This is a genomic window from Bacillus pumilus (assembly GCF_003431975.1).
Classification (GTDB): domain Bacteria; phylum Bacillota; class Bacilli; order Bacillales; family Bacillaceae; genus Bacillus; species Bacillus pumilus_N.
Genome location: NZ_CP027116.1, coordinates 662,352 through 683,878, shown reverse-complemented (window position 1 = coordinate 683,878; position 21,527 = coordinate 662,352). Strand labels below are relative to the sequence as shown.

At 42.2% G+C, this 21,527-nt stretch carries 10 protein-coding genes and 2 pseudogenes; all 12 read right to left on the bottom strand.

Annotated features, from left to right (window positions below; translation table 11 throughout):
- Positions 1 to 13 precede the first annotated feature (13 nt).
- Complete coding sequence (locus tag C5695_RS03345) at positions 14 to 9,103, bottom strand: non-ribosomal peptide synthetase/type I polyketide synthase (protein WP_117729159.1); 9,090 nt, start codon at positions 9,101 to 9,103, stop codon at positions 14 to 16.
- A gap of 19 nt (positions 9,104 to 9,122) precedes the next feature.
- Positions 9,123 to 10,265 (bottom strand): acyl-CoA dehydrogenase family protein, encoded by a 1,143-nt coding sequence (locus tag C5695_RS03340; protein ID WP_061407022.1) that lies wholly within the window; start codon positions 10,263 to 10,265, stop codon positions 9,123 to 9,125.
- Complete coding sequence (locus tag C5695_RS03335; protein ID WP_003214412.1) at positions 10,252 to 10,521, bottom strand: acyl carrier protein; 270 nt, start codon at positions 10,519 to 10,521, stop codon at positions 10,252 to 10,254. Before C5695_RS03335 ends, C5695_RS03340 begins: the two co-directional genes overlap by 14 nt.
- A gap of 27 nt (positions 10,522 to 10,548) precedes the next feature.
- The gene (locus tag C5695_RS03330; protein ID WP_117729157.1) at positions 10,549 to 11,604 is read right to left on the bottom strand and encodes an HAD-IIIC family phosphatase; all 1,056 of its coding nucleotides are present in this window, start codon (positions 11,602 to 11,604) and stop codon (positions 10,549 to 10,551) included.
- 14 nt (positions 11,605 to 11,618) lie between these two features.
- Positions 11,619 to 12,476, bottom strand: a complete 858-nt coding sequence (locus C5695_RS03325) for a 3-hydroxyacyl-CoA dehydrogenase family protein (RefSeq protein WP_117729155.1) — start codon at positions 12,474 to 12,476, stop codon at positions 11,619 to 11,621.
- Positions 12,473 to 13,183, bottom strand: a complete 711-nt coding sequence (locus C5695_RS03320) for a thioesterase II family protein (RefSeq protein WP_117732993.1) — start codon at positions 13,181 to 13,183, stop codon at positions 12,473 to 12,475. The genes C5695_RS03325 and C5695_RS03320 overlap by 4 nt, the downstream gene beginning before the upstream one ends.
- On the bottom strand, positions 13,180 to 14,160 hold the full coding sequence (locus tag C5695_RS03315) for a C39 family peptidase (RefSeq protein ID WP_187441802.1): 981 nt from the start codon (positions 14,158 to 14,160) through the stop codon (positions 13,180 to 13,182). The genes C5695_RS03320 and C5695_RS03315 overlap by 4 nt, the downstream gene beginning before the upstream one ends.
- Positions 14,123 to 15,664, bottom strand: coding sequence for a serine hydrolase domain-containing protein (locus C5695_RS03310; RefSeq protein ID WP_117729150.1), 1,542 nt, complete (start codon positions 15,662 to 15,664; stop codon positions 14,123 to 14,125). Before C5695_RS03310 ends, C5695_RS03315 begins: the two co-directional genes overlap by 38 nt.
- Positions 15,661 to 17,553, bottom strand: a complete 1,893-nt coding sequence (locus C5695_RS20890) for a condensation domain-containing protein (protein ID WP_423749851.1) — start codon at positions 17,551 to 17,553, stop codon at positions 15,661 to 15,663. The genes C5695_RS03310 and C5695_RS20890 overlap by 4 nt, the downstream gene beginning before the upstream one ends.
- 12 nt (positions 17,554 to 17,565) lie before the next feature.
- Positions 17,566 to 18,696 (bottom strand): annotated as a pseudogene (locus C5695_RS20885) (amino acid adenylation domain-containing protein); the annotation flags it as partial.
- A gap of 141 nt (positions 18,697 to 18,837) precedes the next feature.
- A pseudogene (locus tag C5695_RS20880) lies at positions 18,838 to 20,127 on the bottom strand (condensation domain-containing protein); the annotation flags it as partial.
- A 91-nt stretch (positions 20,128 to 20,218) separates the two neighbouring features.
- Entirely contained in the window at positions 20,219 to 21,418 is a 1,200-nt protein-coding gene (locus C5695_RS03300; protein ID WP_233230797.1) for an MFS transporter, read from the bottom strand.
- Positions 21,419 to 21,527 lie beyond the last annotated feature (109 nt).

Genomic DNA, 21,527 nt, shown 5'->3' with positions numbered 1-21,527 from the left:
TTCACCTCTTTACTTATATTTTCAAGTCATCTAATTCGAAAAGAGATACGTCATCTAATTGCTGGAACGAAGAAGTCAGTTCGATCTCCTCTATTCTTACAGCATCTACTGAAACAGCCCGCATGATGTCTTTCAGCAAGCCCGCAATCCGCTCTATGGTTTCCTCTGTGAAAAGCTCAGTATTATATTCGATCGTTGAAGAAAGACCGTCTTCCTGCTCATACGCAATCCAGAGTAAATCAAAGCGTGACGTTCCTGTCTCATACGGATAATCACTAAAGGTTAAACCGCCTACCTTCAGTTCTGGCTGATTCATATTTTGCAAGGCGAACACAGCATCAAACAATAGATTCCGGCTGACACTCCGGCTTAACTGAAGGTCTTGAACCATTTGTTCATATTGATAATCTTGATGTCCGAAATCATCGATGACGTGTGCTTTCACATCCTCTAGGAATTGCTGGTACGTCAGCTCTGCTTTAGGATACAAACGAAGTGGCAGCATATTGACAAAAATACCGATCACTTGCTGCAGCTCCTCTTGTTTTCTCCCTGCTACCGGAACCCCGACCGTGATATCTGATTGTCCGCTTAATTTGTAAAGCAAAATCTGATATACACTTAACAAGCCCATAAACAGTGTAGCGTCTTCCTTTAAAATCACCTGTTTAAATGCGTTTAGCTCTGCTTCTTCTATACGGAACGTATAATGCCCGCCGCGGAATTGTCTCACCTCTGGCCGATCGAAATCTGTTGGCAGATCAAGGAGGGGGGCACCCTCTAACCGATCTTTCCAGTAATCACTCGATTCTTTCAGTACTTCTGATGCCAGCAGGTCATTTTGCCATTCTGAAAAATCTTTATATTGCAGAGCGAGAGGTTCAAGCGTCCTGCCGTCATATAACTGCATAAAGTCATTGACCAAAATATCTTGAGAAAGACCGTCTGAAATAATGTGGTGCATGTCCAGCATGAGCACGAATTCCTCTTCTGCCAGCTTCATCACACCGACTCTCATCAATGGAGCCTCACTTAACGTAAAGGCAGTCAAAAATTGTTCAATCACTTGTTTTTGCTCTTCCTCAGATCCTTGTGTTGATCCGTTAGTGAGGTCAAATAATGTGACTGCAAATGGTACCTCTTCTTCAATCTTTTGATAAGGAACACCATTCTCTAGTACAAACGCAGTCCGCAAACTTTCGTGTCTCTTAATAAGCTGCTGAAATGCCCATTCCAACCTGCTAATATCGAGTTTTCCTTTGATTCGCCCCGCTTTAAACTCGTTGTATCCTGTGCTGTTTACATCCATTTGCTGCATGAGATACAACCGTTTTTGCGCAGACGACAAAGGATAATGCTCCTTCACTTCGGCTTTTTCAATCGCATGATAAGCAGCAGTATCTGCTTGATCGATATATGCTGCCATTAATCGTATCGTAGGTATTTGGAAAAATTGTGGCAGCGTCAGCTCTACACTAAATGCACGATGAATGATACCAATGAAGGTAATCGCCTTTAGAGAATCTCCGCCCATTTCAAAGAAATGATCATCTATGCCAATTTCATCAATCTTAAAGAAAGCTTGCCAATGTTGACTTAATGCCTTCTCCAGCTCCGTTTCTGGAGCCGCATAATTCGTGGAAAGCGCTGGACGAGAATACAAATTGCCATCTTGTTCATGCTCCACGCCGCTCTCTTCCTCAAGGGATAAACGGTCTACATATCGGTGAATACGATCATGTAAAGATGTTGTTGAAATAACCATTTGTTCCACTTGATCCAGTGAAAGCAATCGTTCAAAGATCATTCTTCCTTCTTTTTCTGTAATTAACGTTTCGGTAACATCATCTCCGATTGGAAGATCAAGCTGCTTCCCTTGCTCAAATTCCCAGCCGTCAAAGCTAATGACAGACCACTGTGTTTCTGAACGTAGATTGCGTTCATACACGTACGCATCGATGAAATGATTCACAGCTGTATAGGCTGTAAAACCGAGTCCGCCCAAGATCGGTGACAAAGATGACAGGACAAAACAGAAATCAAGGGATCGATCACCTAAGGCATCATCAAGATGAAGTACACCATTCATCTTCGCTTCAAAATGCGGCTCCGAAAAAGTGACATCTGTTTGCTCCATCACCTGCAAGGATTGGTCGCCTGTCACTCCAGCTGCATAGATCACGCCATTGATCTGTCCATATGACGCATCCACTGTGTTGATCAATTGCTGGATATCTTCCTTGTGACGAACGTCTACTTTCTGAATAAGAACGTCTGCGCCTGTCTCTTCCAGTGCCATGACCCTTTGTATTTTTATCTTTGTTAGATCCTGATCATCATGCGTAGACAGCCATTCTTGCCACTTGCTTCTATCAGGGAGCCCAGATCTGCTCGTTAAGATCAATGTTCCCTGCGTTAGCTCGGCCAAAGTCTGGGCGATATTCAATCCAATAAACCCAAGTCCGCCAATTAAAATGTACACACCATCTTTTTTAGCCAAATGAGCATGTCCCGTTTCGGGAACTGAACCTTTCGCATACTTTTTCACATATCGTTTATTTCGTCGATAGACCGTGAGAAGCGGTCCATACGCTCGATCTAGCTCATCGCTTATTTGCTTTAGCAATCTCTTTTCTTGAACCCCATTTTCCACTGGACGATCAATATCAATAATGCGGTAACGTAAGTTCGGGGTTTCTTGTGATATCACCATGGCAGGTCCTAGATGGATCGCTTTTTCAGGATAAAGTACAGGCTCACCGCCAACGGCATACGTCAATGAGGAAAGAACTGTAATCGATACCTTTTGGTCCAACACATATTTTTTCAGTGCCTGGCCGATATAAAGCAAGGAGTAATAAGCTTCTTGCTGCGTTTGCTTCACCCATTCTTCTTCCGTTTGAGACGGCTGTCTTTCTGCAAGCCCCCATAGATGGCAAACTTTTGACACGTTGATTTCGTCATCTGCCAGATTTGATATGAGCCTTTCATAATCAGATGGCTCATGTGACCGAATGGTATAGCTTTTTTCGTCATGCTTTGTAAATTCATTTCCTTTACGAACCATGACGGACTCGTTCCGTTTCGTCAGGAGCTCAGCCGTAACCTTCTCTCCAAAAGCAGATGGATCTGCAAACAAAAGCAAGGCTCCGTCAGACGTATCTTCTAATGGCACGCAAGGTAAAAGATCCGCTTCCCAATGAGGGGTATAGAACCATTCAGCCATTTGCTGCTTTCGTCCAGATTGCTTTGGTTTGTCTTGTTTCACACGATCTGCTGCATCATACCAATAGGAGGTTTGATCAAACACATACGTTGGCAGCGGCATTTTCCGCGGCTGACGGTTTAGATGGAACCTATCCCAATCAATAGATAATCCGTTTGTCCACAGACGTCCTATTTGCCCAAGTAAAAATTCAGTATCCGTCACATCTTGTTTTGCATGCCTTAACACATGACATACATGCTGGTTCAGGCCGTTCAGCGACCGATTGACCATCACGCTTAAATCTTGTCCTGGTCCAATCTCAATTAATTGAATATTGTCCTCTTGTAAAATATTTGTGATCCCTTCAGCAAAACGAACTGTATCAGTCATATGCCTTTTCCAATAAGACATATCCTTCGCTCTCGTATCTGTCATCCAATCTCCTGACAAATTCGAAATGAATGGAATGCGAAGAGACTCGGCTTTCATATGTGTTAATTTTTCTCCGAATTGCTCCGCTGCCTCCTTCATGACATGTGAGTGGGCGGCAATGGTTCCACCTAATCGCATACACATCAATCTGTTGCTTTTCAGCTCTTGTTCAAATTCACTGATCGCCTCTTCTAGACCTGACACAATACATGATGAATCATTGACAACCGCGAGAGAAATATCTTTTGGAAGCATCGGTTTAAGCTCTGCCTCAGGTAATGGAACACTCATCATGACGCCAGATGGTGACGACTGCATCGCATTCGCACGATAGGCGACCATGGACATTGCGTCCTTTAAGCTGAATAGCCCTGATATGGCGGCTGCCGTTAATTCGCCAAAGCTATAGCCGATCATTGCATCAGGACGAACGCCCCATTCAATGAAAAGCATGGATAAGGCATATTCAATGGCAAAAATGGCTGGCTGTGCATATTGAGTACTTGCCAATTGTTCACGCGCCTTTTCTGTTTCAGCCGCTAATGGGTACAGAATACGTGCAAGACTTCGCCCCGTTGCTTCTTCATATGCTTGAAAACAAGCATCCATTTGCTTCTTAAAGTAAGGCTCTTCCCGGTACAAATCTAATCCCATATTGAGATATTGATTGCCTTGTCCAGAAAACATAAAAATAATCTTTTGTTTCTCCACATGCGAATGCATGAGCTTTCCAATGCCCTTTCCTTGCTTTTCTGTTAATACGCGCAAAGCATCTTCTCTGCTTGCCGCAACAAATGTCTGACGGAAACCAAAGGATTGTCTTCCTGTTTGCAGCGTATAAGCTGCGTCTGCCAAATTGATAGAAGGCGTGTTGTCTATTTGGCTTGCGAGTTTGGCTTTCATTCGTTCCAAGCTCGTTTTGCTCTTTGCTGAAAGAACAAGCAGCTCAGCAGAACGAGGCATTTGCTGACGGTCTCTTTGTGGCGCTTCTTCTAATATGACATGTGCATTCGTTCCACCCATTCCAAATGAGCTCACCCCAGCCCGCCGCAAATGGGAAGCTGGCTGATTCCAGTCGGTCAGCTCAGTATTAACAAAGAAAGGACTATGTTCAAATGCAATGTTTTCATTGGCTTTTTTGAAGTGAAGACTAGGTACAAATGTGTGATGCTGAAGCGAAAGCACAGCTTTGATCAAGCCAGCTGCTCCTGCCGCTGCATCCAAATGTCCAATATTGGTTTTCACAGACCCAATGCGGCAAAATTGTTTTTTCTGTGTGTCGAAAGCCTTTGTGAGCGCCTCTATTTCAATCGGGTCACCAAGTGATGTGCCTGTTCCATGTGTTTCCACATATTCAATCGTATCTGGTGAAACATCTGCTTGATGCAGTGCATCCTGAATGACACGTGTCTGTCCTTCGACGCTCGGAGCATTGAAACCAACCTTTTGATCACCATCATTGTTGATGGCAGATCCTTTAATGACTGCATAAATATGGTCGCCATCTTCTATGGCTTCACTAAGTGCTTTTAAAGCAACAAGACCAACACCATCTCCGCCAACAGTTCCATCCGCTTGATCGTCAAAGGCGCGGCAGTGGCCATCACTTGATTTCACCATGTTCTGTTGATAAACGTAGCCTGATTTCACTGGGTGCAGGATCGACACACCTCCCGCAAGAGCTACATCTGAATCACCATTCGCAATGGATTGACAGGCTAAATGCAAGGCGACCAAAGAAGTTGAACAAGCGGTTTGCAGCGTAAGCGCCGGTCCTTTCAAATTCAATTTATGGGCAATTCTTGTACTTACAGTGTAGGTATCATTGAGTGAACCCACTTCAAACAGCTCTGACATACTGCTATCAAGGGAAGCGGCAAAACGCTGAATCCATTGGAAATTCGATGTGGACCCAGTAAACAACCCGACCTTACCCGTATAATCTTCTTGCACATACCCCGCATCTTCCAACGCCTTATAGGCGTACTCATGCAGAAGACGTATTTGAGGATCCATCATTTCTGCCTGACCTGGCGAATAGCCGAAGAAGGATGCATCAAATAAATCAGGTCCATCAATGACACCTTTTGCCCTCACATAATCGGAACGTTCGAAAGTTTGACGGTCAATACCGGCTTCGAGCAGTTCTTCATCGGAAAAGAAGGAAATTGATTCTTCTCCGTTCTTCAAATTTCGCCAAAATGCCTCAACATTTTTCGCACCTGGGAATTTACCAGCCATTCCAATAATGGCAATCGGCTCATTGGCTTTTCTTGTCTTTTGTTTTACAGGCTGCGCGTCTGCCGCTACTTGCTCTGAATCGCCGCTTAAATATGCGGCAAGCTCTCTAATCGTTGGGCGGCGGAACATTTCGACCATTGGAATGCTTTGATTCAATTGCTTAGCGAGCTGTTGATTGACGTGGATCAAATTGAGTGAATGCCCGCCAATGTCAAAGAATTTGTCATGGACACTTACCTCATCTAATCCGAGGACTTTTTTCCAAATGTCTTGAATAACTTTCTCCGTATCAGAAAGATTGGTAGATCCCGCCTGTTTTTTCGTTTGCTGCGCCTGTTTCAAAGCAGGTAAAGCTCGTTTATCTAGTTTGCCATTTGCAGTCAGTGGCATATCGTCCAATTGAACAAAATGAGTTGGAATCATATAATCCGGCAGTTGATCAGCCAACGCTTGTTTTATTGCCGCTTGATCAAGTATGGCTGTCGTGACAACATATGCGGCCAAACATGGTGTACCAGAAGCATCTGGCTTTACAACAATTGCTGCTGCTTTTATTCCTGGCTGTTCATTCAGCCAAAATTCAATTTCACCAGTTTCAATCCGGTAGCCTCTCAGCTTCACTTGATCATCATTTCGACCTAAAAATTGAATGAGCCCATTAGGGAGGATGCGCGCTGCATCACCTGTTTTATAAATTTTTTCTCCTGGCTGGAAAGGGTGATCGACAAATCTTTCTTCGGTTAGTTCTGGGCGATTCAAATAGCCTTTTGCGACACCTTTTCCGCCAATATATAATTCACCGACGGCTCCTTCCGGCATGAGATTCATATGTTTGTCAAACAGAAGAATATCTGTATGCTGTGCAGGCTTTCCAATCGGTACATACACGTCTTGATCAAGATCCTGATCATATCGATGAATCATGCAGCCAACGACCGTTTCAGTTGGTCCATATTCATTCACAATTTCAATTGGCTGCGGGAAGGACTGCTGAATGGATTTCGCTAAAGATGTTTCCAGCTGCTCTCCGCCTAAAATGAAACATTTCATTTGGCTGTCTGGGAAAGACAAATGCTTAATAAACTGTAAATGGGATGGTGTCAGTTTCATCACATGTACACGGTTGTCTTTTATGATGTCTTCGACAAGCAGCTGCCGGTTTTCATGGTGATAAATCATGATGGTATTTCCTGAAATGAGCGGTGTGAAAATAGAAGTAACCGTCAGGTCAAAGGACAGTGAAGTGTACAAAGCAAAATGCCTTGTTTCTCCTCGAACATATACTTGCTTCGCCCATTCAATATAGTTGGCTAAGCCAAGATGATGAATGAGTACACCTTTTGGTCTTCCGGTCGTTCCTGATGTATAAATGCAGTAGGCTGTTTGGTCTGAGGTGATGGCTTCTGCCAAGTTGTCTGATGGTCCGGTGTATAGATCCGGCTGCGTGATATCGATTTTTTCTCCATGATAGGCGTAGGTGAGCCCTTTTATTGGGTGAGTTAAGAGCCATTCTACTCCGCTGTCTTCTAATAGATATTCTATTCGTTCCTGCGGATATTCAGGATCAATCGGCACGTATGCACCACCAGCTTTTAAGATCGCTAAGCATGCTATCACCATTTCAATGGAATGCTCTGCTAAAATGCCGACACGCTGCTCCTGTTTGACCCCTTTGTTTTGTAAATAATGTGCGAGCTGGTTCACTCTCTTATTGAGTTGTTCATATGTAACCGTCGTATCGCCAAACTCAACTGCAGCTGCCGCTGGAGTTCGCTCTACTTGTGCTTCAAATAGGTCAATCACCGTTGGCTCATTGCTAGATGTTGCTCCGCCATATTGCCGAAAAATTGCCAACTGCTTTTCTTTCTCTTCTTCTGATAGCAGCTGTAGTTGAGCAGCAGTTTTGTGCGGATGAGCACAGGCATCAGACAGGAGATGAAGAAAATGCTGACACCACTTTTCGATTTGCTCAGCTGAAAAGCTGACGGGGTTATACACCAATGAAAAGTGCAGCTGATCATCAAATGCCTGGACACTAAGCGTGAGATCGAATTCTGTCTGCTCAGTCATCTCAAATCCACGAATACGAATTGGCTGATCGTTTTTCGTGAGCATTTGATCTAATGGATAGTTTTCAATGACGACGATTGAATCAAATAAGGATTGCTCTGCAGTCATTCCTGCATATTTCTTTAAGTCAGATAGCGGAGTATGTTCATATTCATTTCTTACAGCGATCTCACGGCTCACTTCCTGCATCTGTTCAAGAATTGGCCGTTCCTGTTCGAATGAGACCCGCAGCGGTAATGTGTTAATGAACAGCCCAGTCATCTTTTCAATATGAGGGACATCTGCATTTCTCCCCGATACTGTTGTCCCAAAGACAATATCATCTTGGTTGGCATACTTAGATAGCAAAACTCCCCACAGCGTATACATCACAGATGCCAGCGTCACGTCATATTGATTCGTGAATTTGCTCAGGCTCTCGGCAATGGAAGTATCCACTTGATGTTCATATTGATGGAACGCTTCTGAATCTTCATATGCGCCGCTTGACTTCGGAAGCAGTTCTGCATAACTCCAGCCGTTGAAAACATTTTTCCAATAGGCGGCTTGTGCTTCAGTCTGTTGAAGGTTTTTCTGCTGCCATTTGACAAAGGATTGGTAGGTTGGTCTTTGTTCCAGAAGAGGTTTGTCCCCATTCGATAAGCGCTCATATGCACTCATCCAATCGCTTAATACAATCCCAAGGCTCCAGCCGTCCAATAAAATGTGATGAAAGCTAATGAGAACCCAGCTGACTTCATCATTCACTTCACATAACGTCAGGCGGAATGGGACTTCCTGCAGATCAAAGCGTTCTTCTCGGTTCTGTGCCTTTACCTCTTCTTTCAGCACATGAAGAGGCTCCTTCGCTTGCGTGAAATCACGATAACGAATGTCTGGCTGATGCTGCTTCAGCACAATTTGTACTGGTCTTGCGAGTTCCTGCCATCTGAACAATGTTCTAAGCATTTCATGCTGTTTGGTGACATTCGTCCATGATTGTTCAAAAATGTCTCGATCTATTGGTCCGTCTATTTCGATCATCAGTTGTTCAAAATAAGCTGTTCCGTTCGGTTCCATTAAATGATGAAACAGCAGTCCTTCTTGGATCGTAGTGATACCTAACATATTTTCAATGTTCTGTTTATCCAGCTTCTGCGGCTGTAAAGCCATGGGCTCATCTCCTTTCTCTCTAAGAATGTTTCACGAAATAATGGCGTAAACCATAGTTAGCAATAACCTGCTGCTGAATTTGCGAAGTCCCTTCAATAATTTCAAGCACCTTCGCTTCACGATATAGTCTTGAAGCTGAGTTTTCCCGGCTAAATCCACTTCCGCCATGAATTTGGACATTTGTATTTGTAATGTCAACAGCGATTTTAGAAGTGAAATATTTTGCAATGGATGTTTCTGTGATCGCATCAGGATGATTCGCTTCTCTCATTTCCCCAGCCTTTAGGCATAAAGCTCTCGCTGCATGGAGCTGGGTCACTGCATCCCCGATCATGCCTTTGATCATTTGATGCTTGTACAATTTTTCATTAAACTGTGTTCTTTTACGCGAATACGTGACAAGAGAATCAACAGCTTCTTGTGCGATGGCAAGTCCTGCCCAAGCGACACTGTATCTTCCATGGTCTAATGCAAGTGACACCACATGGTTAAATCCGCCCCCAACTGGTCCTAAGACACAGTCTTCATGCACCCGGACATGATCGAAGGTCATTTCCGCTAAATATGACGCTCGGTTGGCCATCATTCCTGTAATTCTCTCAATCTCTACACCCGGCTGATCTCGATCGACAAGGAATGCCGTGACTTGTTCACCGTCTCTTGCAATCACAATAAAGAAATCGGCAATCGCTCCAAAGGAAATCCATTTTTTCGTCCCATTTAATACATAGGATTGTCCTTCCTTTTGATAGCTTGTTTCAACATGATTGGCATCTGAACCAATATTCGGCTCTGACAAAGCAAAGGCTCCGATTTTTTCTCCTTTAGCTAATTCAACAAGCCATCCTTGTTTTTGATCTTCTGTTCCATAACGAAGAATGGCTTCTCCTACAAGTGAATTTACTGTCAATAATGTGCGTACATTACAGCAAGCTTTTCCCACTTGTTCTGTGAACTGTCCATATGCGATTGGATCAAGCCCCAGCCCTTGATAGGAAGAAGGGATACCTGCTGCCAAGTAGCCTCGTTTCGCCATATCTCGAATCAGTGACTCTGGCAAATGTTCCGTCTCATCGAATTCATTGGCAAACGGACGGATATGTTCATCGCAATACTGGCGAATGTCTTCAACGGCATTGATCGTTTGTTCAGCTGTTTTCATGAAGAGCTGCCCCCTGTTGTTTTCTCTCAATTAAGGCGACAATGCGATTGACCGTACTAAAATGAGCAATGTCGAGGTCTTCGTTGTCTAATTGGAATTGAAAGTCATGTTCGATATAGTTCACTAGTTTCATCGCAAATAGAGAATTCACAAAGCCTTGTTCAAAAATATGATCATCATTTCCAAGCTCAATTTCCTCATCAAATACCACTAGGTTTTGCTCGATATAGGCTCTTACTTGTTCGTGTAGGTTCATGATTTAATCTCCTCGCTTTTCGCTTTTTTATTGTTTGGCTGGGTCTTTCTGATTTAATTCAATATTGACATCTACGTATTCTGGGAAAGGCTGTATCATGCTTAAATCATTTTCAAACAAGATATAACCATCCTCCCCCTTCTCAATTTCTTTGAAATTGGCAAACTTATATGTGATGTACATCATACGGTTTCGATCGGTTTGTTTAAAATCAGCCACAAGCCGCTTTCCTCGCTTTTTCGCTTCTTGCAAAATCGTTGTGAGTAAGATGGTCCCGACACCACGAGACATGACGCGGCAAGACATAAGCAGCAGTTTGACATGCCATGTGTCACCTGTTTCTTCTATTAATGAGAGTCCAATTTTTCCATAGGAACCGAATTTATCTTCAAGTTCACAGACAAGCAGCAAGTGGGAATCTGATTGACGGAAGAAATCAAGCTCTTCATAATCGTAGGTTTTCCCGCTCGCATTTAATTGATTGGTACGGACGGTCAATTCTTCAGCGCGCTGGAGGTCTTGTTCTCCTGCTTCTGATATCACGAACTTCATTTGTAAAGACGCCAAGAATTTCTCAGGCGGCCCTTCATATTTCTCTTCTTCCTGCTGCCTTTTGTCCGCTTCTAAGTACATTCTTCTGCGTCGTCTAGCATCTTCTGTGATAAAGACTGGACGCAGGCGATCATCAGTGAGTAATGACAGATAATCCACTGCATCCCAGCACGTAATCTCTGGATGAACAGCCTTCACTTCTTCCCGCTCAAATGGCTGATCATCAATAAAGAGAATGGTATCTTTATGAATATTTAGGTGCTCACTAATTCTCTCTAATGAACTAGATTTGGCATTCCAATGAATCTCTGGATAGAGAAAGAAATGTTCAATTCCGAAGGTAGAAAGCTTTTCCTTCACGGCTGCTTCATCATTCCGGCTTGCTATAGAAAGAAGGATGCCGCGCTTATCTAACTCAGTTAGTACTTCCTTCATCGATGGTTTTAACGTCACTTCATCTGACTCAAGTAAAATTCCATCCCATAATGTATGATCTAAATCCCAGACAACACACTTGATTTGCTTAGCCATTGGTTATTCTCCTCTCACATGTCATATTGGAAAAAGCCCTTGCCTGATTTTTTGCCGTACTCGCCTGCATCAACCATTTTGACAAGCAGAGGACACGGACGGAACTTCGGATCTTTGTAGCTCTTGTATAAAACAAGCAATGAATTCAAAATCGTATCAAGTCCAATTAAGTCTCCTGTCGCAAGTGGGCCCATTTTATGACCGAAACCTCCGCGGAAAATTTTATCGACATCCGCTGGCGTGGCGACTTGATCTTGCACCGCCCAAATCGCTTCATTGATTGTCAGCATCAGCACACGGTTGGAAACAAATCCAGGAAAATCATGCACCACAACTGGTGTTTTATCAAACGATTTCAAGAAACCTTTTGCCGTTTCCACTGTGTCATCAGAAGTGGCTTTGCCTCTAATGACTTCAACTAACGCTTTAAGAGGAACAGGGTTCATAAAGTGCGCCCCAATGACATTCTCAGGATGATGCATAAGGGACCCTACCTTTGTGATCGAGATACAGCTTGTGTTTACAAAATAGATGGTTTCTTTCGCGCAAATATCTCGCAGCTCTTCATAAATAGGTTTTTTAATTTCCCAATCTTCTGTCACATTTTCAATGACGATATGCGCATCATGTAAGCCTTCAAGTGAAGTTGACAGCTGGATTTGAGACAGAACATCTTCTAAAGACAATGAGATTTTCTTCTTTCGCACAAATTGAACCAGTTGATAGGTCTTCTTGATTTTTTCCAGCGCTTCGTTTAACTTTTCTTCTGTGACATCAACTAATGTGACTTGATAGCCATTTGCTGAAAGGTCTAATGCCATATCAGCCCCCATGACACCTGCTCCAATCACGCCTACGTGCTTCGTGTTCATTTCTCCAACACTCCAATTCGCTTTAAAATGACATTGATTTTTTCTACGACTTCATTTGTTAATGAATGAATAAAAAAGTGATCTCCATCGAATTCGAAAAACGCACAATCTTCGCTTGTATATTGATCCCAATCGTCTAAATCAAACAGCACAGAAGGCAAATCACGCGTACCATAAAAAATAGAAATTGGACAAGCAGCTGGAACAACTTCATCACACAAATAGGTCTCCAAAAGCTGAAAGTCTGCTCTTAAAATCGGCAGAAAGAAATCAAGCACTGCATGGTTATCAGCAAGTTCCTCAGGAACCCCTCCCATCGCAATGATCGCCTCTTTTAATTTGGAATCTGACAGCTGATGATAGACTTTCTTTTCTGGAATATGTGGCGGGAAGCGCCCAGAATAAAAGACATGGACAGGCTCTCTGTTTAACCTTGTTTTCATTCTTTTTTGTAATTCATATGCAAGGACGGCTCCCATGCTATGACCGAAGATGGCATAGGGCTCTCCTTCTTTTAAGGAGGTTGATGCCTGGTCATAGAGATCATCTGCGACCTGCTGTAAATCGGTTAGAACAGACTCTGTCATTCTTGTCCCGTGCCCAGGGAGTTCAAGGGCATGAATTTCTATCGACCGGTCTATATAAGATTTCCACGTACTGAATACGGTACTTGCTCCACCTGCGTACGGTAAGCAAAATAATTTCACGATACGCCACACTCCCTTTTGCATTTCATTTCCAATTCCTCCAGCCAGTGTTTTTCATCATGAATAATTTGTTCTAAAGAAGCTTTGATATTGGCTTGGTACCTACTAGACATCTCAGCTGAAAAAAGGAGTTTCGCTGCCTGATGCCTCGCTTTCTCCCATTCTGCTAAAATACGTTCCATCCATCCCACCAGCTCAGGTAGATCGTCTTTGATGAGATTCAGTCGATACAGCTCCACTTTCTTCGTATTGATGATCTGATTGAAAGACGCCACGAGCCTCTCAATATCATCCCATTGCAAAAACTGCTCATAAAATGTTTCAAGAGCTGTGATTCCTTTTTCTATTGCATCTATCTGACCAAGCATATTTCTCAGGAAATAAGTCGTTTTTTGATTAAATAACTCAGTCGAGAGCTTGTCTGGATCAAAGTAGAAAGCCGCATAGGAATGAAATTGATCATTCGGCTGAAAATGATCATGAAAGGTGTCATACCCTTTCTGTACATCTTTAAATGACAGCACTTGATGCTCATAAGACAAATTATCTAAATGCCGATTCTCTAATACGTGAAAGATTTGCTGATTTTCATCGAACCCAGTGATTAAAATGGAATGACGGCTATGGGTTGTCAAATACTCTTTTCTGCCTCGCTGAACGTAAGGGTCTACCCAAACGATTACCGGGCGGTCACATGTCACATCTTGCTTGACCTTTTCAATGAGGTTGGGACAATACGCCATTTTTTCGACTTGAATGCCTTGTGCATTCATAATTTTTTCTGGATCGTGTGCCGGCATCCAGTCAATCTGTAGCAAACCATTCTCTTTAAGCCCGTAGGCAAATTGATCATTTAATAAGTATGGAGAAACTTCTTGATTGTGCAGCTTCACAATTGGAAAAAAGCAATTGAAGAAACAGCTGCGATAAAACAAATCATTATAAGGATGAATGCCCGAAATCTGTTTGACGGTCATCTTTTTTTCCTCTCTTTCCAGCATGAGATGTCACCATAAATCCTTTGATGAAACCAATCGTACAAAACCATATGAAAAACAAATAATAAGAAATCGCTAATTCAATGAGAGAGGAAGGTCCCCATACAAAAGTCATTTTCCAAGGCAGCCCATTAAAGGCTAGCTGCGCAACAATCATTGGCAGGAGCAATATCCCAATTAGCAGCAGCACCCAGCCGCTACTTTTCAGCCAAACGCGAAGTGACATGTCCCTGCGAACGAAAGCGCCGTTTCTTACACGCTTTTTCCACTTGATAAAACGCACGATAGATACTATTTGCAGCAAAATGAAAAGACATGTGGCACCAAGGCTCAATTGATCAATGAGCTGAAAAGGATCCATTGATGACTCTGCTTCTTCATTTGTGCCTGTGATCGTTTTGGCAATAAGACGTGCCGTTTGCTCTGAGTAGCTACTATTCATATTTGCTAACACTCCGATCGCAATCCCTTCTTTTGGCTGGATCAGAAAAAATGATGAATAGTTTGGGTTAGAGCCTGCATGAAAAAGCGAGTCCACCTGCTCATGCGCCTTTTCTATATACCAGCCGGCATTGTAATAGACATGCTTCCCTTCTTCTGGGACATTCACAGTTAAGTGATCAGGATTTTTTACAAAGCGAGACCAAGTTGAATCGGTCAATTGATATTGCAGCCAAGTCCCCACATCCTGACTATTCATCACAATATAGCCTGCAGGGGTGTTGCCTCGATATTCTGGTGCTTTAAAAGCATGCGGAGCAAGGAATTGCAGTTTAAATCCTTCTGAGACGGCACCGGATTTCATCCGCTTTAGCCCAGCCTCCGTTTGGTCAAGATGATGCCTTTTAAACAGCTCTTTCATATAAGCCTCATACGATGTTCCTGTTACATTTTCAATGATGAGACCAAGGACATCATAGTTGATGGTCGCATATTCAAAGGAACTGCCTGGCTTACGATTAAGCTCGATTGATTTCAGCTGATCAACTGTTTTTTTCAATGCATCCTTTGCAGTATCAGGCTGGATCAGCGCAATAGATTGAAAGGGAATGCCGCTTGTGTGATGCATGAATTGCTCCACCGTTAAACGCTGAGGCTTTCCATTGTATGTTGGAAAAAAACCTGGAATATAGCTGCTCACCGGGTCTTTTAAATGAAGTTTTCCTTGCTTCTCTAACTCCACAATCGCAAGAGCGGTAAACGCTTTTGATGTAGATCCAATTTCAAAGAAAGTGCTAGCTGTCACTTGCTTCTTTTTCTTTCGATCCGCATATCCAAAGCCTTTTTGATACACCATTTCGTCCTTTTTCACAACCACAACGGACATGCCTGGAATGCGTCCAAGCTCCATCTGTTGCTCGATCACTTGATCAATGGCTTTAGATGAAATCACTGCTTTTGCATGTATCCCCCCGGCAAAGCTGCTTATCCATAAGATCGCTAATAAAAATGACAGATACATAACATACTGATTTTTCCTCATGTAAATAATGAATCCATTTCTTCAAGGGACATATCCACTGTTTCAAAATCAGACGGTGTAAATTCGATTCCTTCTTTCTCTAAGCAATGCTGTACAAGACGCTCAATTTGCTGTTCTACCGCTTGCAATAGCTGCGTCATATCTGTTTCACACAGCTGTTTTTCGCTGAAAGAAAGATGGAAAATCAGCTGACCACCCTTGATGGTAGCGACCATATCGATGACGGTTGTTAATGGATTATCCAATGACGAGTCAATCCCCGATGTAAAGTAAGACATCTCATAATCAGATGATTGTTTAAGCACTTGATCAATTTCACCTAGATAGTTAAAACGTAATTGTGGTGCTGAATGAGGAGGAAGCTGCTGATTGATGAGTGACAACAGCCCATAGTCTGCACCTTTATTTGGCACTTCTCGTATCGTTTCTTTGACAACACGTATGTGATCTGAAAGAGATTCAGACACATGAACATTCACAGGATAGATGGTGGTGAACCAGCCGAACGTTCTAGATACATCGATCTCATCCTCTACAGCATCCCTGCCATGACCTTCTAATTCCAAAGAAATCCGCTCTTGATTCGTTTGCTGATAACAGGCTTGCGTCAAGGCTGAAATTAACAGTTCATGCGGCTGCGTTTGATACGCTTGATTCGCTTGATTGAGCAATTGATTCGTGAGTTCCACTGATAATGCGTTGGTTAATTTGATTGCGTCTCTGACATATCCCTCATTTGAGGAAACTGGATACAGAGGCTGAATATTTTGCACCGCTTTTTGCCAATAGCTGACCGACTCTTTTACACCCTCTGATCCTGCATACTGATTCACCCGCTCGGCAAATGTTTGATAGGAATGGGTTTTAGACGGCAGTACTTCTGCTGTAACCTTCTCTGCATGCAATAATTGAATCAAGTCCTCCACAAGAATTTGCCAAGACATACCGTCAGCTAATAGATGATGGGCGGCAAAGATGAGATGTGATTGAGAATCAGTTTGACATAGCGCCGCCTGAATCAATGGTCCTTGATAAAGATGAGTCCTTTGCTTGACCTGATATCCTACTTTTTGTAACGTTTCTTCCACATTCTCTTCTGACAGTGCTGTGAAATCGTGAATCATCAGCGGAATCTCTTGAATGTCTTCATCATAATAGAGTGTGTTTGTTGCCTCATGTACTTTTAACCTTAGTCCGTCGTGGTGAATGACAAGCTCTTTGAGAGCTTTCTGCACGATAGTTTCATCCATCTTTTTCTTTGAATGAACAATGATGGATTGATGCCAAAAATGTTCATCTTTTAACCGCTGGGACCAGAACCATTCGATAATTGGGATCGATTTCACATCACCCACAGCTTGCTCTTGTGAGATATGTATAACAGGTTCCTGTTGAACCACTTGTGCCATTTCTCTAAAAATGGGATAAGTAAAAAGATCCTTTGTCTTTAAATAGAGTCCTTTGTCTTTTAGCTTCGCAATAAATTGAATCGCCTTAATGGAATCTCCGCCAAGCTGATAAAAATGATCAGCCGGTTCGATTGTTTCATGCCCTAAGATGTCTTTTGCTGTATTTATGATGATCTCTTCAATGTCCGCTGTTTCCTTGGACCACTCAACAGCTGTTTCTTGAGACAGCAATGGATCAGGCAGTGCCGTCCGATCGATTTTTCCGTTTTGAGTGAGCGGGAGCTCGTCTAGTACAACAAAATAGGCAGGGACCATATAAGCTGGAAGCTGATCTGATAATTTCTTTCTCAGTAAAAAGGATGTCGTCTTTTTTTCTTTTAATTCAATATAGGCAGCCAGCTGTTTTTCTCCTGATTCATCGGTTAGATCAATAACAGCTGCTTTATCAACTTCTTCAAGTGCCATCAATGCAAGTTCAATTTCACCGAGCTCAATCCGGTAGCCGCGCAGCTTGATTTGATGATCGATTCGGCCAATGTAATCAATCTTTCCATCATTTGCTCGTTTGGCGATATCACCTGTTCGATACATGCGGTGGCCGTTTACAAATGGATTGGGCAAAAAGCGTGATTCCTGCAAATCAGGTCTTTGCCAATACCCTCTGCCAACCCCTGCACCTGATATATAGATTTCTCCCACTGTCCCAGGCAGTACAGCTTGCTGATTCTCATCTAAAAGGTAGATCTCTGTATTGGGCATTGGCACACCAATTGACACCGATGTCCCTCCATCATCTTGATGGAATTGATGAATCATACAGCCAACGGTTGCTTCAGTTGGTCCATATTCATTAAAGATGGATATCCTTCCATCACTTGCCTCTGTGATTCTTTTGGCCAAAGCGGTCGATAATTGTTCTCCGCCCACAATCATCCGTTTCACAACTGATTGAGAAAGTGCAGCATCAGTTAATAGTGCCATATGAGCTGGTGTCAGCTTAATGACTTTTGCTTTTTGATCAAGCAAAATATGTTCTAATAAAAAGCCTGACTGATCCTCTTGACGATAGATCACCACTGTACTGCCAATGACCAATGGCGTATAAATGGATGTCACAGTTAAATCAAATGCAATGGATGAATACAAGGCAAAGTGATCATCTGGTGAATCAGTATAGTGTGTTTTAGCAGACATAATATAGTTCACTAAGCTTCCGTGCTCAATCATGACTCCCTTTGGCTGTCCTGTAGAGCCAGACGTATAAATCATATATGCGACGTCTTCATCATTCCCAGTGAATGAATGTTCCTCATTATACTGAGCGAGCTGATTCCACACGCTGCTGATATTGTACGTATCGCCATTAAATTGGTATGCAGATGCGTCATTTGTGAAAAACAGCTTTGCCTGGCTGTCATCCAAAATAAACTGAATGCGTTCCTCTGGATACTCAGGATCAATCGGTACATATGCGCCTCCAGCCTTTAAAATCCCCAGCAGCAGCACAATCAGTTCTGGTGAATGATTCATACATACGGCAACAAAGTCATGTCTTTGTAAGCCATGTGTTTGAAGAAAATGCGCCATTTGATTGGTTTTTCTCTCAAGTTCACCGTATGTCATGCTATAAGATCCGTCCTGAAGTGCAATTCGATCAGGAGAAGACGTTGACATGTTTGTGATCAATTCATGGATTTTTTGTTTCTGTGGAAATTGCACGCCTGTATCGTTCCATTGATATAGCTCCCGGTGTTCCTCGTCTTCTGTCATGAGAAGTATGTCTTTTAACAGCTGCTTTGGCTGAGCAAGTATGGTTTCGACGAAGAGAAGCATTCTTTCGTGTAGAAAGTCGATATCTTCATTGCTGTAATCTGAGGTCTTGTAGTCATATTGAAGCTCGATTTGCCCTTTTTCATCCCATTCTTTCACAGCAACTTGTAAGCCATAGGGCTGGAAGCCATTGTAAAGCTCTATGTATTCAACTTTGTATCCTTCCATCTCCTGCACCATATTTGTGCTGTAGGAGTTGATATAGATTTGAAAAAGCTGATCATACCCTGCTTTTGCAAGCTCTAAATCTTTGACAAGTGCATCATAGGGATAACGCTGATGCAGGAAGTAAGCCTTATAGCTTTTTTGAACGTCTGTTAAACTTTCTAACAAAGATAGATGAGGATCCACCTTCATTCGGTATGGCATTGTACTCACGGTCATACCGGACGTGGCTTTTTCCTTTTGTCCGGAACGATTGAGAACTGGCGTCCCAATAATAAAATCTTTTTGCTGGTATCTTTTATGCAAGTAAATGAAAAGTCCTAAAGTAAATAAAGAGTTGATTGAACAATGATGGGTATCTATAAATTCATAGATTCGTTCTGAGAGTTGGCGATCAAGGTAATGGCTTTGCCGATGGCCTTTGATTTGTTCAGTTCCCTGTACCAAATAACTATTAGACACATCAGATAATGCTTCTTTCCAAAATTGCTGATCTTTTTTAAATCTTGGGGAGTTCCTATATTTTGATTCTTTATCAATAAATACAGAATGATTGTCTGCTTCTTGTTCGATAGAGGAGCTTTGGGTAAGAGCAGTGTAAAGCTGGCTAATTTTATCGATGATTACTTTCATCGACCATCCATCTGCTACTGTATGATGGCATTTGATGAAATAACCGGATTGTTGTTCACCGATTTTTAGTACCGCAAATTCGGCGAGAGAGGTTTCTGTTAATTGAAATGGTGTTTTGAAGGCTTTTTCGGCCCATTTTAGCATGTCTTCTTGTGTGGAAAACTCATAGGTAGGAATAGTGTGATCGGTGTTTGGGTCAACGTATTGAAGCGTTTCGCCATCTTTCTCTATTAGCTTGAGACGAAGTGATTCTGTCATTATGATACAAGATGCAATGGCCTGCTTCAGTTTATCGAGCTGCAACGGCCCATTGACGAAAATGATCCCGCCAATATGATTGATCGGTGTTTCTGGATAAAAAGTTTCCATGTTCATCACGCGCCGCTGCGGATGTGTTAATGGCCAATATACTAAACTACTAGTCAATTACGCCACCTCTACTTTTCATATAGTTAACATTTCTACGAACATATTAAATCATATAATGGTATTTTTGTAAATAATTGAGATAAAATGTCTAAATATGTTCATTTTTTAATTTAGACGCTAGGAAGGCCGACACAGTAAACAGGGCAACGTTTATAAAAAAGACGACTCTTGCCCCAAAGAGATCGGTCATGGTGCTCATAACGAGGATAGACATTCCATATATAAAAGTTGATAGTGTATGTTGAGCTGATAGTATTTTAGGCAATTCAATTTCACTCAATGTATCTTGTACATAGGTACGAATGGAAATACTGCGAAGCTGAAAGGCTGGTCCTAATAAAAAAACAAACAACAAACTCATCCACGCAGAATGATTCAATCCTAAACAAAGGGTTAGCACAGCAACGATCACCGAACTGTAAAAAATGTGATCAAACAAACGCTGTTCCACATGTTTTGCGAACCGCAGTACGAGTAGGCCGCCTAGAATGGTCCCGCCAAAATAGCTTGCGTTAATAAAGCCCCACCATGTTTCTGGCTGGTGTAAGACTTCTGTGACATACACAAGAATAATGGCACCAGTCCATATACTTCTACCACTCATGGACAGCATTTCTAAAATCGTTAATGTTCGAATAGTAGGCTTTGCATACATGAGCTTCCATCCTGAAAAGACCCTTGTAGTAAATGATTCAGACTGTTGCTCTTGTTTAGCTGCAGCCCCAGTATCAATGATAAAGAGCATAGATATGAGCGACAAACTGTATAAAACAAGTGTCGTCAATAGGAGAAACTGTGGTCCAAGAATGCCAATAAACAGCCCTCCTAACAGCCAGCCTAGTAAAAGGACCATTTGGTCAGAAGTTAAGATGTAACTATTAGCTTTTAGTAAAAAATTCTTTTCTACTAAACGCGGGATCATCGAATTTCGAACAGGAATCGTTCCTCCATCTATCAAAGAAAGGAAAAATACAATAATAAAAAAGAAAGGAATAGTAAAAGTTGATAATTGTAGAATATAAATGAAAATCAAGCAGCCGAAGAAAGCAATTTGACACATTTGCAAATAGATAATGAATCTTTTTAGCTTAAATTGGTACATAAAGAAAGGAATAAGTACCGCTCCAAGTGCTTGTCCAACAAACTGCGAGACAGCCACCATTGAAGCAATCAGTGTAGAATTTGTTAATTGATATGTCAGGATGGTTAGAACGAGGACATATAGCGAATCCCCAAAATTAGCTAGGGATTGTCCCCCTAATAAAAAGTAAAATGATTTGTTTTTCATATGTATCTCCATTTCCTCTTCATTATCACCCATAATAATACATTATTTTCTACACTTCTACTTTTTATAACAACATTTTCTTAATTTGATACATTTTAACTAATTTAAA